This window comes from Paractinoplanes ovalisporus (assembly GCF_016834655.1).
Classification (GTDB): Bacteria; Actinomycetota; Actinomycetes; order Mycobacteriales; family Micromonosporaceae; genus Actinoplanes; species Actinoplanes ovalisporus.
On the sequence record NZ_JAENHP010000030.1, the window covers coordinates 57,963 to 79,926 of the forward strand.

20 protein-coding genes are annotated in these 21,964 nt (G+C 70.6%); 10 read left to right on the forward strand and 10 right to left on the reverse strand.

Annotated elements, in window-relative coordinates; translation table 11 throughout:
• Window positions 1-19 precede the first annotated feature (19 nt).
• The 7 genes from JIG36_RS46440 to JIG36_RS46470 all read left to right on the forward strand — a co-directional run bounded on the left by JIG36_RS46440 (window position 20) and on the right by JIG36_RS46470 (window position 8,382).
• Complete coding sequence (locus tag JIG36_RS46440) at window positions 20-1,207, forward strand: extracellular solute-binding protein (RefSeq protein WP_203383318.1); 1,188 nt, start codon at window positions 20-22, stop codon at window positions 1,205-1,207.
• On the forward strand, window positions 1,204-1,590 hold the full coding sequence (locus JIG36_RS46445; protein ID WP_203383319.1) for a hypothetical protein: 387 nt from the start codon (window positions 1,204-1,206) through the stop codon (window positions 1,588-1,590). The genes JIG36_RS46440 and JIG36_RS46445 overlap by 4 nt, the downstream gene beginning before the upstream one ends.
• A 3-nt stretch (window positions 1,591-1,593) precedes the next feature.
• A complete protein-coding gene (locus JIG36_RS46450; RefSeq protein ID WP_203383320.1) occupies window positions 1,594-2,148 on the forward strand; it encodes a flavoprotein in 555 nt (184 codons plus the stop codon).
• A gap of 32 nt (window positions 2,149-2,180) precedes the next feature.
• A complete protein-coding gene (locus JIG36_RS46455) occupies window positions 2,181-3,803 on the forward strand; it encodes a glycoside hydrolase family 3 protein (protein ID WP_203383321.1) in 1,623 nt (540 codons plus the stop codon).
• Window positions 3,804-3,955: 152 nt separating this feature from the next.
• A complete protein-coding gene (locus JIG36_RS46460; protein WP_307873194.1) occupies window positions 3,956-4,531 on the forward strand; it encodes a PadR family transcriptional regulator in 576 nt (191 codons plus the stop codon).
• 131 nt (window positions 4,532-4,662) lie between these two features.
• Window positions 4,663-5,784 carry an FAD-dependent monooxygenase gene (locus JIG36_RS46465; RefSeq protein ID WP_203383322.1) on the forward strand — a complete coding sequence of 374 codons (1,122 nt, stop codon included), beginning with the start codon at window positions 4,663-4,665 and terminating at the stop codon, window positions 5,782-5,784.
• A gap of 39 nt (window positions 5,785-5,823) precedes the next feature.
• Window positions 5,824-8,382 (forward strand): ATP-binding protein, encoded by a 2,559-nt coding sequence (locus JIG36_RS46470; RefSeq protein WP_203383323.1) that lies wholly within the window; start codon window positions 5,824-5,826, stop codon window positions 8,380-8,382.
• Here JIG36_RS46470 and JIG36_RS46475 read toward each other — a convergent pair.
• The 8 genes from JIG36_RS46475 to urtA all read right to left on the reverse strand — a co-directional run bounded on the left by JIG36_RS46475 (window position 8,379) and on the right by urtA (window position 16,099).
• Window positions 8,379-8,957 (reverse strand): TetR/AcrR family transcriptional regulator, encoded by a 579-nt coding sequence (locus JIG36_RS46475; protein WP_203383324.1) that lies wholly within the window; start codon window positions 8,955-8,957, stop codon window positions 8,379-8,381. The genes JIG36_RS46470 and JIG36_RS46475 overlap by 4 nt on opposite strands.
• A complete protein-coding gene (locus JIG36_RS46480; RefSeq protein WP_203383325.1) occupies window positions 8,954-9,520 on the reverse strand; it encodes a TetR/AcrR family transcriptional regulator in 567 nt (188 codons plus the stop codon). The genes JIG36_RS46475 and JIG36_RS46480 overlap by 4 nt, the downstream gene beginning before the upstream one ends.
• The gene (locus JIG36_RS46485; RefSeq protein ID WP_203383326.1) at window positions 9,520-11,226 is read right to left on the reverse strand and encodes a purine-cytosine permease family protein; all 1,707 of its coding nucleotides are present in this window, start codon (window positions 11,224-11,226) and stop codon (window positions 9,520-9,522) included. Before JIG36_RS46485 ends, JIG36_RS46480 begins: the two co-directional genes overlap by 1 nt.
• 56 nt (window positions 11,227-11,282) lie before the next feature.
• Window positions 11,283-11,966: an ATP-binding cassette domain-containing protein gene (locus JIG36_RS46490; RefSeq protein WP_203383327.1), complete on the reverse strand. Its 684-nt coding sequence runs from the start codon at window positions 11,964-11,966 to the stop codon at window positions 11,283-11,285.
• Window position 11,967: 1 nt separating this feature from the next.
• A complete protein-coding gene (urtD, locus tag JIG36_RS46495) occupies window positions 11,968-12,771 on the reverse strand; it encodes an urea ABC transporter ATP-binding protein UrtD (protein WP_203383328.1) in 804 nt (267 codons plus the stop codon).
• A complete protein-coding gene (gene urtC / locus JIG36_RS46500) occupies window positions 12,768-13,862 on the reverse strand; it encodes an urea ABC transporter permease subunit UrtC (protein ID WP_203383329.1) in 1,095 nt (364 codons plus the stop codon). Before urtC ends, urtD begins: the two co-directional genes overlap by 4 nt.
• Window positions 13,859-14,743 (reverse strand): urea ABC transporter permease subunit UrtB, encoded by an 885-nt coding sequence (urtB, locus tag JIG36_RS46505; protein WP_203383330.1) that lies wholly within the window; start codon window positions 14,741-14,743, stop codon window positions 13,859-13,861. The genes urtC and urtB overlap by 4 nt, the downstream gene beginning before the upstream one ends.
• A 78-nt stretch (window positions 14,744-14,821) precedes the next feature.
• Window positions 14,822-16,099, reverse strand: coding sequence for an urea ABC transporter substrate-binding protein (gene urtA, locus JIG36_RS46510; RefSeq protein ID WP_203383331.1), 1,278 nt, complete (start codon window positions 16,097-16,099; stop codon window positions 14,822-14,824).
• A 385-nt stretch (window positions 16,100-16,484) separates the two neighbouring features.
• Between urtA and JIG36_RS46515 the strand changes: the two genes are divergently transcribed.
• On the forward strand, window positions 16,485-17,294 hold the full coding sequence (locus tag JIG36_RS46515) for a class I SAM-dependent methyltransferase (RefSeq protein WP_203383332.1): 810 nt from the start codon (window positions 16,485-16,487) through the stop codon (window positions 17,292-17,294).
• A 4-nt stretch (window positions 17,295-17,298) separates the two neighbouring features.
• Here the strand turns inward: JIG36_RS46515 and JIG36_RS46520 are convergent, their stop codons facing one another.
• Window positions 17,299-17,802: an SRPBCC family protein gene (locus tag JIG36_RS46520; RefSeq protein WP_203383333.1), complete on the reverse strand. Its 504-nt coding sequence runs from the start codon at window positions 17,800-17,802 to the stop codon at window positions 17,299-17,301.
• A gap of 68 nt (window positions 17,803-17,870) precedes the next feature.
• Window positions 17,871-18,263, reverse strand: a complete 393-nt coding sequence (locus tag JIG36_RS46525; protein ID WP_203383373.1) for a protein-tyrosine phosphatase family protein — start codon at window positions 18,261-18,263, stop codon at window positions 17,871-17,873.
• A 190-nt stretch (window positions 18,264-18,453) separates the two neighbouring features.
• Between JIG36_RS46525 and argS the strand changes: the two genes are divergently transcribed.
• Window positions 18,454-20,052, forward strand: a complete 1,599-nt coding sequence (gene argS / locus JIG36_RS46530; protein WP_203383334.1) for an arginine--tRNA ligase — start codon at window positions 18,454-18,456, stop codon at window positions 20,050-20,052.
• 135 nt (window positions 20,053-20,187) lie between these two features.
• Window positions 20,188-21,954 carry a bifunctional metallophosphatase/5'-nucleotidase gene (locus JIG36_RS46535; RefSeq protein ID WP_203383335.1) on the forward strand — a complete coding sequence of 589 codons (1,767 nt, stop codon included), beginning with the start codon at window positions 20,188-20,190 and terminating at the stop codon, window positions 21,952-21,954.
• Window positions 21,955-21,964 lie beyond the last annotated feature (10 nt).

A 21,964-nucleotide genomic window follows, 5' to 3' on the forward strand; every position in this document is an offset into this window, starting at 1 on the left:
TAAGCGAACGGAGGTGTGGATGACGGAGCTCTACTCTCGACGGTCGTTCCTCGCCGGAGCCCTCACCGTGGGAACCCTGTCGGCCGGAGCGGGCTACGTCCTGACCCGCAAGGAGCCCGTCGAACTCGTGCTGGCGACCGGTGTGGACACCACCGGCGGCCGCTCGCAGCTCCTGACGATGTGGAACCAGCTCAACCCCGACGCCCGCATCCGCGCCGAGACGGTGCCCAGCTCCACCCGCGACCAGTACGAGAAGTTCCTCGGCACCGACGCCGACATCTTCAACCTCGACGTCATCCACATCCCCCGGTTCGCCGCGCAGGGCCGCATCGTCCCGGTCGCCCTGCCGCCCGACCTTTCGCTGATGGCCGAGGTCGGCCGGCTCTCCCAGCGCCCCGGCAGCGACGAGTTCTGGGCGGTCCCGTTCAACACCGACGTCGGCATGCTCTATCGCCGGGTCACCGACAAGTCGGTCGCCGACCCGCCGCCCACCCTCAAGGGCGTGGTGGCCTCCTCGCCCGGCCAGTTCGTCGGCCAGCTCCAGACGGTGAGCCAGCAGACCGACGAGGCCTTCGTCATCAACGTGCTGGAGCAGGCCCTCGCCCAGGACGACGCGATCCTCACCGAGGACGGCGTGCTCTCGTTCAACCTCGGCCAGTGGCGCGCCGCGCTCGGCCCGCTCGCCGCCGCGATCAAGGCCAAACGGATCGGCGCCGAAGCCGGTGAGGCCGACACCAACCGCACCTTCCAGCGGTCCGGGCTGCGCTACATGCGCAACTGGCCGGTCTATTTCCCGGCGATCGACCGGGCCGAGCGCACCAAGCGCGACACGGCCGAGATCCGGGTCGGCACCCTGCCCACCGGCATCATCGGCGGCCAGAGTCTGGCGATCTCGGCCCGGAGCGAGAACCGCGACGTCGCCGAGGCCGCGATCCGGTTCCTCACCTCCAAGACGGCCCAACTGCTCCTGGCCAAGTACGGTTTCGCGCCCACCGTGCTCGACGCCTACATCGACCAGCGCCTGCTCGAAAGCCTCCCGCACGTCCAGTCCATCCGGTACGCGGTGGAGGCGTCCCGCCCGCGACCCATGCACGAGAACTACGCCGAGTTCGCGCGGCTGTTCGCCCAGCACACCCACCGCTACCTCTACGACGGGGAGCCGCTCAGCCAGCGTTTCATCGAAGACATCCAGAAGGAGCTGGGATGAAAGGGGTCGACGCCTGGCAGCTGCCGATCCTGGTGACCGCTCTGGTGCTGCTGGTCGAGACCGGTTTCAACCTCGTTCTGAAGCGGCTCGGCAGCCCCGTGCCGTCGCAGCGCATCCGCACCGTCGGTTTCGGGGTGCTGGTCGTGCTCACCGTGATCGTCTTCGTGGCCGCGCTCGGGCCGAGCCGGGCCGACCAGTTGTCCAGTGTGGCGGCGGCGGTCGCCGCGGTGGTCGCGTTGTGGCTCACCTACCGCTCCTACAACACAATCACCAGGCCGAACGCGAACGCCGAGGAGAGCAACACGGCCACCAGGCCGAACATCAAGGAAGAACAGTCTCCCGGTAAGTCAGCGCCGGGACCCGAAGATCCAGGAGAATCCTGAGTTATGGGCGATTTACGGGTGGTCGTGTGCGGCGGCGGCGCCGCCGGGGGAGTGCTCGAACTGATCAGGGCGGCTTGTGAACGCGGCTGGTCGGTCGACGTCACCGCGACGAAGAACGCCCTCGACTTCCTCGACCCGGCCGAGGTGGCCCGGGCCAGCGGGCGGCCGATCCGCACGACGTACAAGTTCGCCGCCGACGGCACCCGGATCTCCCCGCCGGCCGACGCCATGATCGTGGCCCCGGCGACGTTCAACACGATCAACAAGCTGGCCAACGGCATCGCCGACACGTACGCACTGAGCTCGATGGCCGACGTCATCGGCCGCGGCGTGCCCACCGTCGTGGTACCCGCGGTCAACGAGCCCCTGGCCGCCCGCCGCCCGTTCCGCCGCTCCCTCGACGAGCTGCGCGCCGAGGGGGTCCGGGTGCTGTTCGGCCCGGTCGACGGCTGGGTGCCCGGCAGCACCGCCGCCTTCCCCTGGATCAAGGCGCTTGACCTGGTCGAAGACGTCTTCGGTTTGACAAGGATCGATAGCCGCGCTCACATGGGTGCGTGAAGCGACGCCTGATTCCGGTTATCGTCCTGGCCATGGCCGCGATCCCGACCACCGCCGCGGCCCGCGACCGCCTGGCCGGGATGACCCTGGCCGAGAAGGTCGGGCAGATGGTCGTCTCGTACGTCTACGGCGACTCGGCGACCACGGTCTCGGCCGCCGACGCCGCGGCCAACGAGGCCATGTTCGGCGCGGGCGTCACCACCGGCGCCCAGGCCGTCGAGAAATACCACCTGGGCGGCGTCATCTACTTCACGTGGAGCCGCAACCTCACGAACCCGCCGCAGATCGCCGCCCTCTCCAACGGGCTGCAGCGGGCGGCGCTGGCCGACACCGGGATCCCGCTGCAGATCAGCACCGACCAGGAGGGCGGCACGGTCAACCGGATCGGGGCGCCGCTGGCGATCTCGCCCGGCAACATGGCCATCGGTGCCACGTTCGACCCCCGTACGGCCTATGACGCGGCCAAGGTGAGCGGCACCGAGCTGCGCGCGCTCGGCATCACGGTCACCCACGCCCCGGTCGTCGACGTCAACACCAACCCGCGTAACGCCGCCGACGGGGTGCGGGCGTTCAGCGACCGTACGGCGCATGTCGCCACCTTCGGCGTCGCGGCCGAGCGGGGCTATCGGGCGGCCGGCATCGGCACGACGGCCAAGCACTTCCCGGGCCTGGGCGACACCACGGTCAACACCGACAACGGGGTCGCGGTGACCGACGAGACCCGCGAGCAGATCCTGCGCACCCACGTACCACCGTTCCGGGCGGTCATCGCGGCCGGCGCCGAGAGCATCATGGCGGCCCACATCGTCGCCCCGTCGCTCGACCCGACCGGCGTCCCGGCCAGCCTGTCCCGCCCGATCATCACCGGCCTGCTGCGCGAGCAACTGGGCTTCGACGGCGTCGTGGTGACCGACGCCCTCGAAGCCGCGGCGCTCGAGGACTACACCGACGAGCAGGTGATTGTCGGGGCCGTGCGGGCCGGCGTCGACCAGCTGCTGATGCCGCGCAGCGTGCCCGGCGCGATCCGGATCCTGCTCGACGCCGTCGAGTCCGGCCAGATCAGCGAGCGCCGCATCGACCAGTCCGTCCGCCGCATCCTCAAGACCAAGAAGACCGGTTCCCCGTACGTCACTGAGCCGCCCGTCGTGGGCGCACCGACCGCAGTGGACACGATGAACCGGATCGCCGCCCGCTCGATCACCACGCTCCGCTCGGCGGCCCTCCCACTCCGGGCAGGCCAGAAGGTGCTGGTCACCGGCTGGGGCGTGGGCACCACAACCAACCTGGCGGCCGCGCTCGGGGCCACCCGCCTCTACACCGGCTCGCCCACCGAGGCCGTGATAGCCCAGGCCGTCACCGCCGCCACCCAGCACGACGTCACCGTGGTCACCACGTCCAACGTGTGGGCCGACCCGACCCAGGTCAAGCTGGTGCAGGCGCTGCTGGCCACCGGCCAGCCGATCGTCGTGGTCGCCGTGCAGACCCCGTACGACCTGGCCTCGTTCCCGGCCGCGCCCACCTTCGTCGCCGCGTACGGCTACCAGCCCCCGACAGTCGCCGCGCTGGCCGCCGTCCTGCGCGGCCAGGCCAGGGCCTCGGGGCGTTTGCCGGTCACGATCGAGGGCCTGTACCCGTACGGCTACCGCGCCCACTGAAGTCGTCCACAGCCCACCCACGCCGGGCTTGACAAAGGCGTAGCGTCCCCCACCGAGTCCCCGTGGTGGGTGGGGGATAGGGATGGCCGACTCCCGAGATCAACAACCTTATATTCGCGGGCGTATACTCGTACGCGAATAAGGGGTTGATCGTGAAGAAACGCCGTGTGGGCAATCTGCTGGCGCTCGGGGTGCTCTCGGTGCTGGCCTATCGCCCCATGCACCCCTACGAGATGGCCGGCACCCTGCGCGGCTGGGGCAAGGATCGTGACCTCGGCATCAAGTGGGGCTCGCTCTACACGGTCGTGCGCAACCTGGCCCGCCACGAGCTCATCGCCGAGGTCGAGACCGTGCGCGAGGGCGCCCGCCCTGAACGCACCGTCTATCGCCTCACCGACGAGGGCCGCGCCGAGCTGTTCGACTGGACGCGGGAGCTGCTCACCACGGGTGAGCCCTTCCGCGCCGGCCTGTCTCTGCTCTCGGTCGTGCCTCCGGACGACGCCGTCGTGCTGCTGCAACAGCACGCCGACGCGCTGGCGGCCCGCATCGCCGAGCTTCGCGACCAGCTGGAGCGCGAGACCGCGCCCCGGCTGTTCCTCGTGGAGGTCGAGTACGACATCGCCATGGCCACCGCCGAGGCGGTCTGGACCGGCGCGCTGCGCGACGAGATCACCCGCGGCACCTTCGACGGACTGGAGGCCTGGAAGAGCCATCACGAACCCCGGTGACCTGCTGCAACAGGCCACCGGGGCGGAACCCCTCGAGCACGACCGCGGAACGGCCCGGCCCGATAGGCGGCAACCACAGGATATCCGGGTCCTTCCGCGGTGACCTGTCACCGACACCGGAGGGAATCACCATGTCCGCCATCCGCACGGCCGTCGTCATCGGCGGCGGCATCGCCGGGCCCGTCGCCGCGCTCGCGCTGCGCAAGGCCGGAATAGAGGCGACCGTCTTCGAGGCCTACGACACCCCGGCCGACGACGTCGGCGGCACGCTCGCCATCGCGCCCAACGGCCTGGCTGCCCTCGAGATAGTCGGGGCCGCCGACGCGGTCCGGGCCGTCTCCCACCGTGGCGACCGCCAGATCATGAGCATCGGCCGCCGCATGGTGGAGCTCCCCGGCCCGGGGGCGCTGCACGTGATCCGGCGCAGCGACCTGCACCGCATCCTCCGCGACCGGGCCGGCGTGATCCCGGGCCGGCGGTTGATCTCCGCGAGCGACCGCGATGGACAGGTCACCGCGACCTTCGCCGACGGCCACACCGCTACCGCGGACGTTCTGATCGGGGCGGACGGCGTCCACTCGACCGTGCGCCGGCTGATCGACCCGAACGCGCCCGGCCCCCGCTACACCGGGATGATCGGCCTCGAGGGGCACTCGACGGCCGAGGTTCCGGCCCCGCCCGGCACCATGACGTTCGCCTTCGGCAAGCGCGCGTACTACCTGTACTGGCCCGCGGCCGGCGGTGGCACCATGTTCGGCATCAACCTGCCACGCCCGGCCGGCTTCACCACCGACGACTGGCCCGCCCTGCTCCGCGAGGTCTACGGTGACGACTCGCCCGGCGCCGAGCTGATCGCGCACGCCGACCAGTTGCAGGTCAACGGGCCGCTGCACATCATGCCCCCGGTGCCGCGCTGGCATCGCGGGCGCATGGTGCTGACCGGCGACGCCGTGCACGCACCGTCCAACTCGTCCGGACAGGGCGCCAGCCTGGCCATCGAGAGCGCGATCGTGCTGGCCCGCTGTCTGCGCGACGAGACCACGGTCGAAAGAGCCTTCCGCGCGTACGAGTCCCGGCGCCGCCCGCGGGTGGAGGCGATCGCCGCGCAGGCCGCGAAGATCAACCACGCCAAGGTGCCCGGTCCAGTCGCGCGGGCGCTGCTTCCGTACGTGATGCCGCTGTTCCTGCGGCTCGCCGGCGGCACCGGGAAGACCCTGCGCTACCGGATCGACTGGGCTGAGCCTGTCCGATAGGCGCTATGCCGAGCCGGTCCCGCTGCTTAGCCTGAGCGCGTGACTCCGCTTCTGGAGCGGTCGGCCGAGCTGCGTGCCCTCGACGGCCTGCTCGCCGGTAGTGCCGCCGGTGGACGCGTCGCCGTGGTCAGTGGGGAGGCCGGGGCCGGCAAGTCCACGTTGGTGGCCGCGTTCGCCGAGGCGGCCGGTCCGCGTGCGCAGGTGCTGTGGGGCGCCTGCGATCCGCTGCTGACGCCGCGTGCGCTCGGGCCGCTGCACGACATCGCGCGGCGGCTCGGCGGCCGGCTCCGCGAGCGGATCGCCGAGGGGCCCCGCGGTGAGGTGTTCGACCTGCTGCTCGAGGCGCTCGACCGGCCGCCGCGGGCCGCTCGGCCGGTGGTCGTCCTGGAAGATCTGCACTGGGCCGACGAGGCCACACTCGACATGGTGGCGTTCCTCGGGCGGCGCCTCGCCCTGTGCCGGGCCCTGCTGCTGATCACCTATCGCGAGGACGAGATCGGCCCCGACCACCGGCTGCGCGCCGTCCTGGCCGGACTGCCGCCGGGCCTGCTGCGCCGGATCAGCCTGCCGCCGCTCACCGTGGACGCGGTCGCCGAACTCGCCCGCCGGGCCGGCCGGGACGCGCCCGGCGTCCACGAGACGACCGGCGGCAACCCGCTGCTGGTCACCGAGGTGCTGGCCGCGCCGGCCGAGGGCGTGCCGCCGACCGTCCGCGATCTGATTCTGAGCCGGTTGGCCACCCTCACCGCGAACGCCCGCGAGGTCGCCTGCCTGGTGTCGGTGGCACCCTCGCACGCGGGCCCCGAACTGCTGGGCGACCGGCTGGCCGAGGTCGACGAATGCCTCGCGCGGGGTGTGCTGACCGCGCGGGGCGGCGGCGTCGCGTTCCGCCACGAGCTGTTGCGCCGGGCGGTCGAGGAGAGCCTTTCCCCCGTACGCCGGCAGGCCCTGCACGCCGAGATCCTGAGCGCGTACGAGGCGCAGCCCGGCGTCGACCCGGCCGCGCTCGTGCACCACGCCCACCACGCCGGCGACCCCAAGGCGGTGCTGCGCTGGGCCCCGGTGGCCGCCCGCCGGGCCGCCTCGCTGGGGGCGTACCGGCAGGCCGCCGCGCACTATGCGCTGGCCCTGCCACTGGCCGCTGATCACCCCGTACGGGATCGGGCGGCTCTTCTCGAGGAGTATTCGGTCGCGGCTTATCACGGCGGGCTGACCGAGGCCCTCGACGCCAGCCGGGCCGCGCTGGCCCTGCGTGCCGAGCTCGACGAGCCCGTGCCGACCGGGGTCGCGTTGCGCTGGGTGTCCCGGCTGAGCTGGTGGAACGGCCGCCCCGACGAGGCCCGCGAGCTCGGCTTCCGGGCGGTCGAGGTGCTCGAGCGACAGCCGCCCGGGCCCGAACTGGCCGCCGCCTACAGCAACCTGTCCCAGCTGTTCATGCTGCGTGACGAGAACGCCGCGGCGATCGCATGGGCCACCCGCGCGACCGAGCTGGCCCAGCGCCTGGGTGACTTCGACACCGAGGTCCACGCGCTGATCAACATCGGCTCGGCCCGGCTGCACCGGGGTGACGCGACCGGGGTGGGCGACCTGCGGCGGGCCCACGAGCGGGCGGTCGCGGCCGGGCTCGACGACCACGCCGGGCGCGCCCTGACCAACCTGGCCAGCAGCGCCGTCGACTGGCACGACCTGGCCGTCGCCGAGCAGACCCTGGACCGGATCATCCCGTTCCTGACCGCGCGCGACCTCGACGGCTACACCCGTCACCTGCTCGGCCACCGGGCCCGCCTGCACCTCGCCCGGTGCGACTGGGCCGCGGCCGCCGACGACGCCGAGCAGGCCCTGACCGGCCCGCCCATGCACGGCGGCGGCCTCGTGCCGGCCCTGGTCGCCCGGGCGTTGCTGCGGGTCCGGCGCGACGCGCCGGGCGCCCTCGACGACGCGCGGCGGGCCACCGAGCGTGGCTACCCCACCGGTGAGTCCCAGTTCGTCTGCCCGCCCGCGGCCGCGCTGGCCGAGGCGTACTGGCTGGCCGGCGACCTTTCCGCGGCCGCCGCCGAGGCCCGCCGGGGTCTCGAGGTCGCGCTGCGGGCCGAGCAGCCCTGGTTCATCGGCGAGCTCGCGTTCTGGCTGTGGCGCAGCGGCGACCCGGCCCCGGCCCCACCGGGCGCGGCCGAACCGTTCCGCCTGCTGATCAACGGCGACTGGCGGGCCGCGGCGGCCCAGTTCGATCAGCTGGGCAGCCCGTATCAGGCCGCGGTGGCCCGTTCGCAGGGTGACGCCGCCGCCGCTCTGCGCGTCTTCGACCGCCTGGGCGCCACCGCCCCGGCCCGGCAGCTGCGCTCCTCCCTGCGTGAACGCGGCCTGCCGGTGCCCCGCGGCCCGCGCGCCGCCACGACCGCCGACTCGACCGGCTTGACCGGCCGCCAACGCGAGGTGCTGAAACTGCTGGCCGAGGGCCTGAGCAACGCCGACATCGCGTCCCGCCTCACCCTGTCGACTAAGACGGTCGACCACCACGTCTCCGCCGTGCTGGCAAAGCTGGGCGTCTCATCTCGCGGTAAGGCCGCGGCCGAGGCCCGATCCCGCGGTCTGCTCTAGAGCGTGTCCCGCGACGGGGTGACGCGGTCGCGGATGCTGTCGAGCACTGCCTCCGCCGCCCACGCGGCGGCGTCGGCGATGTCCCGCCGGTCCATGCCGAACTCGCGGCGGTACGTCACCCACGTCCCGACCGAGTCGAGGTGGGACAGGGCCGCGATGACCGCCCGGCGCTGCGCCGCGTCGAGGGCGGGCACCTCGGCGTCCAGCAGCCGCTCGAGCTGCGCCCGGCCGGGCGACGGCGCCGCGCCGCTCACGCCCCGCATCGCGGTCTCGGCGACGACGTGCGCGAGCTCCGGCCGCGCGTCGTACCGCTCCATCGCCTCGCGGATCGCGAGGGGGACATCGAAGATCGAATGCGACTCCTCGCGGGCGAACAGCGTCGCCTCGATCCACGCCGCGGTCGCCAGCAGCAGGTCGACGCGGGTGGGGTAGTTGCGGAACACCGTGCGCTCGGCGATGCCGGCCCGGCGCGCGATGACCCGGTACGACACGTCGTCGCTCCCGAGTTCCTCGATCAGTCCGGCGTACGCGGCGAGGATCGCCTCCTGCGTGCCGCTGAGCTCCGGAACGGTCACGGCTCGGCCCACGTCGGGTCGGGAAGCTTGGCCAGCACAGTGTCGACGGCCCGGTCGAACGCGTCGCAGATGTCGCCGGCGTCCAGGTCGAAGCCCGTACGCAGGCGGGCCCAGAACATCGCCGACGAGAAGTAGCGCAAACAGGCCGCGATCCGCCGCCGGTCCCGCCGGTTGAGCGTCGGCGCCGCCACGTCGAGCATCGCCTCGATCGCCCGGGTGATGTAGGTCGGCTCGGTGTCGAGCGTCGGCGAGATCGCGGACGCCCGGGCGCCGACGTACGCGAAGGCGGGCAGCGTGTCGAAGGCCCGGAAACGCTCGTGCACGGCGGCGCGGAAGTCGGACACGGTCACGAACGGCGGCAGCGGGAAGCGGGTCTGCTCGATCCAGTTCGAGAGCGCGGCGAGCAGGTGCGCGCGCGTGGGGTACTGGCGGTAGATCGTGCGCTCCGAGATGCCGACCTCGTCGGCGAGGGCACGGTAGGAGATGTCGTCGAACATGCGCTCGCGCAGCAGCACCGCGGCGCTCGCGAGAATCGCGGTCGCGGTGTCGACCGGCTCCTCCATCACGTCTCTCCCCGTCGTTGGGATGCCCGGCGTTGGGATGCCCGGCGGGCGGTCGCCCAGCGCGGGGGCCCGGTGACTTCCGGAGGGAGCACGTACTGGTCGGAATCGTCGAGTGTGAGCGCCAGCGACGAGACGTATTGCACCTGGCCGTGCGGTCCTCTCTCAGCCGAGGCCAGCATATCCGGCCGCTCGAAGGTATACCCGGTGACGTGGCAGCGGAGCCGCTCGCCCGAGGGGTTGCCGTCGGCGTCGAACCGGGGGGAGTCGATGCCGTCGGAGCGGCGGCGCAGGTAGTAGCGCCCCCGCGTGGCGACGGCCATGACCGGCGTGGTGACGATCGCGACACCGATCGCGATGAGCACCGAGAACGGCTTGACCGCGGCGCCGAGCAGCCCGGAGAACGCGAGCAGCGACAGCACCGAGGCGAGCCCCACCGACACGAGCCCGACCGGGTTCCAGTCGTGCAGCATGCCGCGCCGGAACTCGGGGTAGCGCGGCGAGATGCGCAGCACCCACTTGTTGATCGCGATGTCGGTGGCGATCGTCACGAGCCACGCCATGACGACGTTCGCGTACAGGCTCAGCACGAAGGTGATGAGGGTGAAGACGTCCAGCATCATGAGCACGTACGCGATCACGAGGTTGAACAGCACGAAGATCGTACGGCCCGGGTAGTGCTTGGCGGCCCGGGTGAAGACGTTCGACCACGCGAGCGAGCCCGAGTAGGCGTTGGTCACGTTGATCTTCACCTGCGCGACCACGATGAGCACGACGGCGAGGATGATCGCGAGCCAGTCGGGGATGAGGGTCTGGTACATCCCGACGAACTGCTTGACGGGTTCGGTCGCGCGGTGCCCGAGGTCGGGGTCGATCTTCACCAGCAGATAGACGGCGAGAAACACCCCGATCACCTGCTTGGTGCCACTGAAGATGACCCAGCCCGGCCCGGAGAACACGAACGACGTCCACCACGAGCGGGCGTTCGACCGCGTACGCGGTGGCATGGCGCGCAGATAGTCGATCTGTTCCGCGAGCTGCGGGGTGAGGGCGAAGCACACGGCCGCGCTCGAGACGACGGCGCCGAAGCTGATCGAGCCGTCGGAGTTGCCGGTGAACGACGTGAAGGCGCGCACCGCCTCGGGGTCGGAGACGAGGATCCACAGCAGTGGCAGCAGGGCGAGGGCGAGCCACAGGGGCGTGGTCCAGAACTGCAGGCGTTCCAGCGCCCGCATGCCGTAGATGACGATCGGGATGACGACGACGGTCGAGATGAGGTAGCCCAGCCACAGAGGCAGGTCCGTCGCCACCTGCAGCCCCTGCGCCATGATGGCGCCCTCCAGGGCGAAGAAGATGCAGGTGAAGCCCGCGAAGATCACGGTCGTGATGATCGAGCCGTAGTAGCCGAACCCCGAACCCCGGGCGATGAGGTCGAGGTCGAGGTTGAAACGGGCGGCGTAGTAGGCGACGGGCACACCCACGACGAGGATGATGACCGACGCGAACAGGATGCCGAGCACGGCGTTGTCGGTGCCGTGGTCGATGCCGATGCTCGCGCCGATCGAGAAGTCGGCGAGGAACGCGATGGACCCGAGCGCGGTCGCGCCGACGGAGGCCGCGCTCCAGCGCCGGAAGGTGCGCGGCACATAGCGGAACGCGTAGTCCTCGAGGCTGTCCTCCGCGGCCGCACGCGCGTTGTCCGTCGACACAGGGCATAGTCGCTGTCCGGTGTTACGACGGCGTTGCGGATGTGGGTCACAGCGGCTCAGATCGCCATGGCGGCCCGCACGGTGGCGGCGGCCGCCAGACCGCCCTCGCCGGTCTGCGCGACGAAGCCCGAGGCGAGCACGACGTAGCGTTCGGCGGCCTCGAGGGCGAAGCCGATGTGCTGCTCGACGAGCAGCACGCTGATGCCCTCGTCGGCCAGCTGCATGATGGTGTGCTCGATCTCGGCGACGATCGTGGGCTGGATGCCCTCGGTCGGCTCGTCGAGGATGAGCAGCTTCGGCTCGGTGATCAGGGCGCGGGCGATCGCGAGCTGCTGGCGCTGCCCGCCCGAGAGCAGGCCCGCCTTGCGGGTGGCGAACTTCTCCAGGGCGGGGAAGCGGGCCATCTGCGCCTCGATGAGAGCCTTGCCCCGCCGGCGCCCGTCGGCGACCAGCTGCAGGTTCTCCAGGGTCGTGAGCTGGCCGAACGCCTGCTGACCCTGCGGCACGTACGCCATGCCGCGAGCGACGCGCTTGTTGGGGGCCAGCGACGCGATGTCTTCGCCGTCGAAGACCACCCGGCCCTTCGACGGCTTGATCAGGCCGATCGCGAGACGCAGCAGGGTCGTCTTGCCGGCGCCGTTGTGGCCGAGCACGGCCACCACTTTTCCGGTCGGCACGGTCACGCCGTGCAGCACCTGCGTGCGTCCGTAACCGGCCTCGATGTCGGTGAGCTCCAGCATGTCACTGCTCCTTCAGCGTCTGCGTCGCGGCCGACGGTTCGAGCACGACTGCCATGGCGGCCGTCGTGGCGGCGCCCGCGGTGCCGAGGTAGACCTCCTGCACCTTGGGATCGGCCTGAACCTCGGCCACCGTGCCCTGCGAGAGCACCTGGCCCTGGTGCAGCACGGTCACCCGGGTGGCGAAGCGGCGCATGAAGTCCATGTCGTGCTCGACCACGAGCACGATGCGCTTGGCCGCGATGCGCTGGAGACGCTCGCCGGTCGCGGTGCGCTCGTCCTGGCTCATGCCGGCGACGGGCTCGTCGAGCAGCAGCACCTTGGCGTCCTGCACGAGCAGCATCGCGATCTCCAGCCACTGCTTCTGGCCGTGCGACAGGATGCCGGCCGGTGTGGCGAGCTCGCCGGTGAGACCGGTCTCCTCCAGCGCGTGCTCGATCGACGGGTCGACGCCACGCCGGGCCCGCAGCAGCGAGACCCAGGGGCGGTGGCGCCCGGCGGCGATGTCGAGGTTCTGCAGCACGGTGAGCTCGTCGAAGACGCTTGCGGTCTGGAACGTGCGGCCGACCCCGAGCCGGACGATCTTGTGGACCGGCCGTCCGAGCAGTTCCGTGTCGCCGAGCCGCGCCGACCCGGTGCCCCTGGTCAGCCCCGTGACGGCGTCGATGCAGGTCGTCTTGCCGGCGCCGTTGGGGCCGATCAGGAACCGGACCTCGCCGGGGTGCGCGTCGAAGGAGACGCCACCGACCGCGACGAAACCCGAGAACTCGACCTGGAGATCCGTGACAACAAGGGAAGCGTCAGTCATGACTTGACCTCCTCGAGCTCGGCGGGCGCGATCGCCGGAGCGGGCGGCTCGACCGGACCCGGTCGCTGCCGACGCATCAACCGGGCCGGTAGCGACGACAGCCCGTTCGGCAGGAAGAGGATGACGACGACGAACAGCAGACCGAGGATGTAGGTCCAGCCGTCGGGCCAGGTCGAGCCGAGGCTCGACTGTCCCCATCCGACCGCCATCGCGCCGAGCGCGGGGCCGAACAGCGACGCGCGGCCACCCAGGGCCACCCCCGCGATCATGAGGATCGAGGCGGCGGCGCCGATCTCGGCCGGGGTGATGATGCCGACGATGGGGACGAACATCGCCCCGCCGATGCTGGCCATCAGCGCGGAGACGACGAAGGCGACGAGCTTGACGTTGGCCGGGTCGTAGCCGAGGAAGCGCACCCGCTCCTCGGCGTCCCGGGTGGCGACGAGCAGCTCACCGAAGCGGCTGCGGTAGAACTGCCACACCGCGAGCAGGCACACGATGAGCAGCGTGGCCGCGATGAGATAGACCATCAGCCGGTTCGCCGGGTCGTTGAGCACGAAGCCGAAGAAGTACTTGAAGTCGCTGAGCCCGGTGTCGCCGCCGGTCTCGCGGATCGTGGAGCTGATCAGGGTGGCCAGCGCGACGGCGAGCGCCTGGGTCAGGATCGCGAAGTAGGCGCCCTTCACCCGGCGCTTGAACAGCGCGTAGCCGAGGGCGCCGGCCACGACCACCGGGAGCAGCACGATCGCCAGCAGGGTGAATCCCGTGCTGCGGAACGGTTCCCAGAACATCGGCAGCGGCGCGAGCGGATCGTAGAGAACCATGAACCCGGGGACCCGGTCACCGGCGGTCTCCAGGGTGAGATGCATGGCCATCGAATAGGCGCCGAGGGCGAAGAACACCCCCTGCCCCATCACCAGCATCCCGCCCCGGCCCCAGGCCAGGCCGATACCGACGGCGGCGATGGCCCAGCAGCAGTACTTGCCCAGGTTGTTGAGCCAGTGGTCGGAGAGCACGAGGGGAGCAACCGCGAGCAGCAGGACGGCGAACACCCCGATGCCGCTGAGGGAGATCCAAGGCTTCTTGGTCATGCCAGACTCCTGGTTCGCACCGTGAACAGGCCCTGCGGGCGCACCTGCAGGAAGACGATCACGAGGATGAAGGCGAGCACCTGCGCCAGGCTGCCGGTCGTCCAGTAGGCGAAGAACGCCAGGGCGAGACCCACCGCCCACGCGGCGACGATGGTGCCCTTGAGCTGGCCGATGCCGCCGGCGGCGACGACGAGGAAGGCCGGGATGATGTACTGCGCGCCCATCTGGGAGTTCGTGCCGCCGATGAGCGACGCGGCCACGCCCGCGACCCCGGCCAGACCCGACCCGACGAAGAAGGTGAGGCGGTCGATGGTGCGGGTGGAGATCCCCGAGGTCTCGGCGAGGTCCCGGTTGTGCACGGTCGCCCGGATGCGGCGGCCGAACGAGGTGTATTTGAGCCAGGCCGACAGCGCGGCGACGCAGACGCCGGCCAGCAGGATGGTGAACAGCTGCCGCAGCGGCCAGTTATAGCCGAGGATGTTCATTTGCCCGTCGAGCCAGCCGGGTTTCTCCACCGGCACGCCCTGGGACGGGAAGATCTGCAGTGCCGCCTGCTGCAGGATCAGGCCGACGCCGACCGTGACGAGCAGGGTGTCGAGGGGCCGGCGGTACATCCACCGGATGATGGTGACCTCCAGCAGGAGGCCGAACAGGCCGGCGACGACGAACGCGACCGGGAGCGCGACCGGGATCGACAGGTCGCTGGCGGTGATGACCTGCTGGACGAGGTAGGCGGCGAAGGCGCCGATCATGAGGAACTCGCCGTGGGCCATGTTGATCACGCCCATCTGGCCGAAGGTGAGCGAGAGGCCCAGTGCGGCGAGCAGGAGCAGCGCGCCCTGGGCGCTGCCGTTCAGCAGTGGTGCGATCAGTGCGTCCACGTGCGTTCGCTCTCTCTAGCGTCTCTTGTGGAGGGGAAGGGGTCGCGTGTCGTCGCCGGCACGCGACCCCGGTGGTGATCAGCCGGCCGCGTCCGTGAGCTGCTTGCGGATGTCCGCCGGGAACCAGTCGTAGCCTTCGAGGTAGGGGTCGGGCTCGATGAACTTGTCGGACGCCCAGACGATGTCGAACTGGTTGTCGGCGTTAATTCGTCCGATGTGGCCCGGCTTGGAGATGTGGTGGTTCTCGCCGTCGAGCGTGACCTTGCCCTCCGGCGCGTCGAACGTGATCGGTTTCGCCTTGGCCGCGGCGTTCACCGCGTTGACGTCGAACGAGCCGGCCGCCTCGACGAGGGCCTTGTACAGGTACAGCGAGATGTAGGCGGCCTCCATCGGGTCGGAGGTGACGCCGCTGCTGTTGGGGTAGGCCTTCCAGCTCTCGATGAATTTCGGGTTGGTGGGGGTCTCGAGCGACTGGAAGTAGTTCCAGGACGCGTAGTTGCCGGTCACCTCGTGGCCCATGGCCGGCGCCTCCTCCTCGGCGATCGACACCGAGATGATCGGCGTCTTGGCGGGGGTGAGCCCGGCGTCGTAGTACGCCTTGATGAAGCCGACGTTCGACGAGCCGTTGATGGTGTTGAAGATGAAGTCGGGCTTGGCCGCCACGATCTTCGCCACCTGGCTGGTCCAGTCGTCCTTGTCGAGGGGCACGTACTCCTCGCCGACGATCTTGATGCCGAGCTTGGCCGCGTACAGCTTGATGATCGCGTTCGCGGTGCGCGGGAAGACGTAGTCGCTGCCCGCCAGGAACAGCGTCTTCACCCCTTCGGCGGCGAGGAAGTCCATCGCCGGGATGATCTGCTGGTTGGTGGTCGCGCCGGTGTAGTAGATGTTCGGCGACGACTCGAGGCCCTCGTACTGCACCGGATAGAAGAAGAGGCCGTTGAGCTTCTCGACGACCGGTTTCACGGCCTTGCGCGAGGACGACGTCCAGCCGCCGAAGATCGCGGCGACGCAGTCCTGGGTGAGCAGCTTCTCGGTCTTCTCGGCGAAGGTGGGCCAGTCGGTGGCGCCGTCCTCCTGGACGTACTCGATCTTCTTGTCGAGGATGCCGCCGCCGGCGTTGATCTCGTCGGCGGCCATGTGCAGCACATTGGAGACGGTCTTCTCGGAGATCGCCATGCCGCCGGTCAGGGAGTTGAGGAAGCCGAGCTTGATGGTGTCGCCGGAGGTGTCGACGCAGCTGGCTGCCGCGGACGACCCGGCGGCGGCGGTGTCGTCGCCGGCCCGGGCGCCACAGCCGGCGAGCACGAGGGCCATGGTCGTCCCGATGGCGCCGGTGGCTACAAGCGCGCGCATCCGCTTGCTGGTGGAGGACATATGTGAGAACTCCGTTCCTATGGGAGGGGACGTGACGCCGGGGTCGCGGCACGGCGGATCGTGCGGAGGAAAGTCCAGGGCGAGCCTTGGCCGCCGGGTGCTGTTCGTGAGAGCAGACTGACCGTGAGTCATTACTCTGACATTTCTTGATTGTTCCAACTCTGTAGCCGACGGGTCGGCCGAGGCGCGACAGCCCAGGAAACAGGCGTGGCGGCGTCAGTCTGCGATGTCAAAGTTCTGTCACCCAGATCGGCGACGCGAATCGCATGGCAGAGTCCTGACATCGGGGAGTCGGGCGCGAGCCGGCTAAAGATAGGGAGCCTTCCCCATGTGCCGGGGGCCGCGGATTCCTAGCGTCGAGGGCATGACAGAGCTGATTCTCGAAGGACTCAAGGCCAAGCAGCAGAAGACCTGGGCCAGCGGCGACTACGGCGCGGTGGCGGCCCTGATCCATCCGATGGCCGAGGAGACCGTGCAGGCCGCCGATCTCGCGCCGGGGGCGGAGGTGCTGGACGTCGCGGCCGGCACCGGGAACGCCTCGCTCGCTGCGGCCCGGTGCGGCTGCCGGGTGACCGCCACCGACTATGTGCCGGGGCTGCTCGCCCGGGCCCGGGAACGCGCCGACGCGGAACGCCTGCCCCTGGAGACCGGGGTCGCGGACGCCGAGAACCTGCCCTACGCCGACGGCCGCTACGACGCGGTGATCTCGGTGGTGGGCGCGATGTTCGCCCCCGACCAGGAACGCACCGCGGCCGAGATGGCCCGGGTCTGCCGTCCCGGCGGCACCATCGCGATGGCGAACTGGACGCCGGACGGGTTCATCGGCGAGATGTTCCGGACGGTCGGCCGCCGCGTGCCGCCGCCGCCCGGCATCCGCGGCCCGGTCGAGTGGGGCAGCGAGGACCGGGTCCGCGAACTGTTCGGCGACCGGGTCCGCGACCTGCGCGCGGTACGCCGCGAGTTCGTGTTCCGGTTCGCCTCGCCGGAGCACTTCGCCGACTACTTCCGCCAGTTCTACGGCCCGACCCTCAAGGCGTTCGAGGCGCTGGGCCCGGACGGCGGCAAGCCGCTCTACGACGACCTGGTCGAGCTGGCCGGCCGGTACAACACGGCCGGGGACGGCAGCGCCCGCATCCCGTCGGCCTACCTGCGGATCGTCGCCACCCGCGCGTGACCCGTCAGGCCTCCTGCCCTTGAGCGGTCGGGAAAGAGGCCGGAGCGGTGGGGAACTGCAACTCGGTGGCGCGCCCGTCCAGGCGGTTCAGGGCCCCCGTCAGCGCCGCCGCGCCCACCGTCCCCAGCTTCTCGAACTCCATTTTGATCAGTGGTGAGGCCAGCTTCGCGAGCCCGTGCATCTCGAGCTCGACCCGGTAGGTGACCTCACTGCCGGTCGGGGCCGCCCGCACGACCACCGTGTCGACGCAGGTGGCCCCCTCGTTGCGCCCGTGGAACATCAGCCGCCCGGCCTCCGCGCCGACCAGCATCCAGGTCAGTTCGGTGGTGATGCCCAGAAACTGGCACACCTGCCGCCACGTCGACCCCGGCCGGATCGGCCCGGCCCCGGTGCGGACGGTCTGGCGTACGGCCGGGTCCCAGGACGCCGTGTTGCCGAAATCGGTCAGATAGCCGAGCGTCGGCCCGGGGGCGACCCTCACGGCCAGCGTGCGCTCCACGACGATCATGAGTCCCCCCAGGCGTCGGCATGCCGCTTCAGACTAATGGCCGCTTCTGATCATCGCCGGATTTTCTTTCAGGCGAACGAGCGCACGAACCGTCGCTGCCACGGCGTCTCCACCGCGCGCGGATGGTAGTGCTCGCGCACGTAGGCGACCGCCTCGTCACCGGAGATCCCGTCGAGCACGGCCAGGCAGGCCAGCGCCGTCCCGGTGCGTCCCCGTCCGCCGTAGCACGCGATCTCGACCCGCTCATCGGCGGCGCGCTCCAGAGCCTCGATCAACACCTTTCCCGCGTACGGGGGATCGCGCGGCAGCCGGAAGTCGGGCCACGCGATCCAGCGGCTGGTCCAGCCGAACTCGGGCGGCGCCGAGCCGAGCAGATAGACCCCGAAGGTCGGCGGGTGCCCCGACGGCATCGGGTCGCGCAGCCCGCGCCCCCGCACGAGCCGCCCCGACGGCAGTCGCATCACTCCGGTCTCGCCGGCCACCCATGTCACGGGTCATACGCTACGGTGTTCGGCATGCAGCACTTCAGCGAGCGACGCCGGCGTGGAGACCACCGCCGCTGAGTCATGCTGTCCTCCGGCGGGTCGATCCCGCCGGTTCTTGTTTCCCTGACCGGTCGACCCGCTTCCGCGTACGTCGATGAGGTGGGAAATGAATCTCGAAGCTCTCCTGTCCGCCCGGCTGGCGGTCGCGTTCGAAGCGGTCGCCGGCGAGCCGGTCGATCCCGCGGTGCGGGCGTCCCAGCACGCCGACTTCCAGTCCGGGGCGGCCCTCGCCCTGGCCCGCACCACCGGCCGCGCCCCGCGTGACATCGCCGCCGAGGTCGCCCGCACCGCCGATCTGACCGGGCTGGCCGAGGTCGAGATGTCCGGCCCCGGCTTCCTCAACCTCACCGTCGACGACGCCGTGCTGGCCGCCCCGCACCCGGTCGAGCCGCCGCCCGGACCGGTCGAGAAGGTCGTCATCGACTACTCCGGCCCCAACGTGGCCAAGGAGCTGCACGTCGGGCACGTCCGCTCCACGATCATCGGGGACGCGCTGGCCCGGATGCTGGTCTGGGCCGGTCACGAGGTGGTGCGGGTCAACCACCTCGGCGACTGGGGCACCCAGTTCGGCATGCTGATCGAGCATCTGGCCGACCCGGCCGGCGAGTTCTCCCTGGCCGACCTCACCGCGTTCTACCGGCAGGCCCGGGTCCGGTTCGACCACGACCCCGATTTTCGTACGAGGGCCCGGCTGCGCGTGGTGGCGTTGCAGAGCGGTGACGAGGCGACCCGGGCCATGTGGCAGCGGCTGGTCGACCAGTCGGAGCGGTCGTTCGTGGCCGACTACGAGCGGCTCGGCATCACGCTGACCATGGCCGACTTCAGCGGCGAGAGCTCCTATCAGGACCAGCTCGCGTCCGTGGTCGACGAGCTGACCGCCAAGGGTCTGCTGGTCGAAAGCGAGGGTGCACTCTGCGCCTTTCCCGAGGGGTTCACCGGCCGCGACGGCGAACCGCTCCCACTGATCGTGCGCAAGAGCGACGGCGGTTTCGGGTACGCCGCGACCGACCTCGCCGCCCTGCGCCACCGGACCCGGGATGTGAAGGCCACCCGGCTGCTCTATGTGGTGGGGGCGCCGCAACGGACCCACTTCCAGATGGTCTTCGCGGTCGGCCGGGCCGCGGGCTGGCTCGACGACGTGACCGCCGAGCACATCAGCTTCGGCTCGATCCTGGGCATCGACGGCAAGATGCTGAAGACGCGGTCCGGTGACACGATCAGGCTGGCCGACCTGCTCGACGAGTCCGACGCCCGGGCGTCGTCACCGGCCATCGGCATCGGCGCCATCAAGTACGCCGACCTGGCCAACGACCGGCGCGGCGACTACATCTTCGACTGGGACCGGATGCTGGCCGCGACCGGCAACACCGGCCCCTACCTGCAGTACGCCCTGGCCCGGATCCGGTCGTTGCTGGCCAAGGCCGACGTCGAGCCGGGCGAGGTGGTGCTCGGTGACCCGGCCGAGCGGCGGCTGGCGCTGACCCTGCACGCCTTCGAACCCGCGGTCGCCGCCGCGATCGCGAACCGGGAACCGCACCGCCTCGCCGTCCACCTGCACGAGCTGGCCGTGGCCTTCTCGACGTTCTATGAGAAGTGCCGGCCGATCCTGGGCTCGCCCAGCCGGCTGGCCCTGACCGCGCGCACCGGCGACAACCTGCGGCTGGGCCTCGACCTGCTCGGCATCCCGGTTCCCGACGAGATGTAGCGGGCACCTCCTCCCGGGCCGTGGAACGACCCGGGAGGATCGCCGACCGCATCGACCTGGGGTTATATCGAGGACTATCGTGCCGACTGTGCGTGCTCACGAGGTGCGCCCCGGACAAGTGAAAGGCCCTGGACCATGAACCTCTCCCGGCGAACCGTGCTGGCCGCCGGCGCCGCCTCCGTGGCGGCCCCGATCGTCGCCTCCGGCGCGGCGCAGGCCCACCCCGCTCAGAAGTCGTACCGCCTGACCGTGCTGGGGACGTCCGACACGCACGGAAATGTGTACAACTGGGACTACTACAAGGACGCCGAGTACGACGACAGCGCGCACAACGACGTCGGCGTGGCCAAGCTGGCCGCGCTGATCACCAAGCTGCGGGCCGAGGCGACCGGCGCCACGCTGGTGCTCGACGCGGGCGACACGATCCAGGGCACGCCGCTGGCGACGTACTACGCCAAGCAGGAACCCATCACCGAGACCGGTGAGAAGCACCCGATGGCCCGCGCCATGAACGTGCTGCAGTACGACGCCGTGACGCTGGGCAATCACGAGTTCAACTACGGGCTGCCGCTGCTCAATTTGTGGATCCGGCAGCTCGGCTTCCCCGCCCTGGCCGCCAACGCGGTCAGCGCGAAAACCGGCAAGCCCGCCTTCACCCCGTACGTCATCAAAAAGGTCTCGCTCGGAAAACACGCCCCGGCGCTGCGCGTCGGCATCCTCGGGCTCACCAACCCGGGCGTGGCGATCTGGGACCGGGCCAACGTCGAGGGCAAGCTGGAGTTCCTCGACATGGTCGCGACCGCGGCCAAGTGGGTGCCGGTCATGCGGGCCCGCGGCGCCGACATCGTGCTGATCTCGGCCCACGGCGGCGACAGCGGCACCTCCAGCTATGGCCCGGAGCTGCCCAACGAGAACCCGTCGGCGCTGATCGCCGAGCGGGTGCCCGGCATCGATGCGATCCTTTTCGGTCACGCTCACGCCGAGGTGGCACAGCGGTTCGTGACCAACACCCGTACCGGGAAACAGGTTCTGCTCTCCGAGCCGTCGAAGTGGGGCCAGCGCCTGACGAAGATGGACTTCGACCTGGTCCGCGAGCGGGGCCGCTGGACGGTCACCACGAAGTCGTCGGCCACGCTGAACACCAACACCGTCGACGCCGACCCCCGGGTGCTGGCGGCCGTGCGGTCCCAGCACACCAAGACGGTCGCGTACGTCAACCAGGTCGTGGCCACCTCGACCGAGGAGCTCTCGGCGGCCACGTCGCGCTACGAGGACACGCCGATCCTCGACTACATCAACAAGGTGCAGACCGACACCGTCACCGCGGCGCTGGCCGGCACCGAGTACGCGAGCCTGCCCGTGCTCTCGATCGCCGCCCCGTTCAGCCGTACGGCGGTGTTCCCGCAAGGCGACGTGAAGATCAAGGACGTGGCCGGGCTCTACATCTACGACAACACGCTCGAGGCGGTCGTGCTGACCGGGGCCGAGGTGAAGGCCTACCTGGAGTACTCGGCGAAGTACTTCGTCACGCTGGCGCCGGGCGCACCGGTCGACCCGGCCGCGATCAGTGACCCGGCGGTGCCCGACTACAACTACGACGTGTTCTCCGGTGTCGACTACGACATCGACATCGCGCAGCCGGTGGGCTCGCGCATCACCCGGCTGCAGATCGCCGGGGCCGACGTCGACCCGGCGGCCCGGTTCGTGGTGGCGGTCAACAACTACCGGCGCTCCGGCGGCGGCAACTTCCCGGGCATCGTGAAGACGCAGGTCTACAACGCGCAGCAGGAGATCCGGCAGCTGCTGATCGACTGGGCCCAGGCCAAGGGCGCCATCGACCCGGCCGACTTCTTCGTCCGCAACTGGCAGCTCGTGCGGGCGGGTGTGCCGATCGAGTTCTGATCCTTCGCCG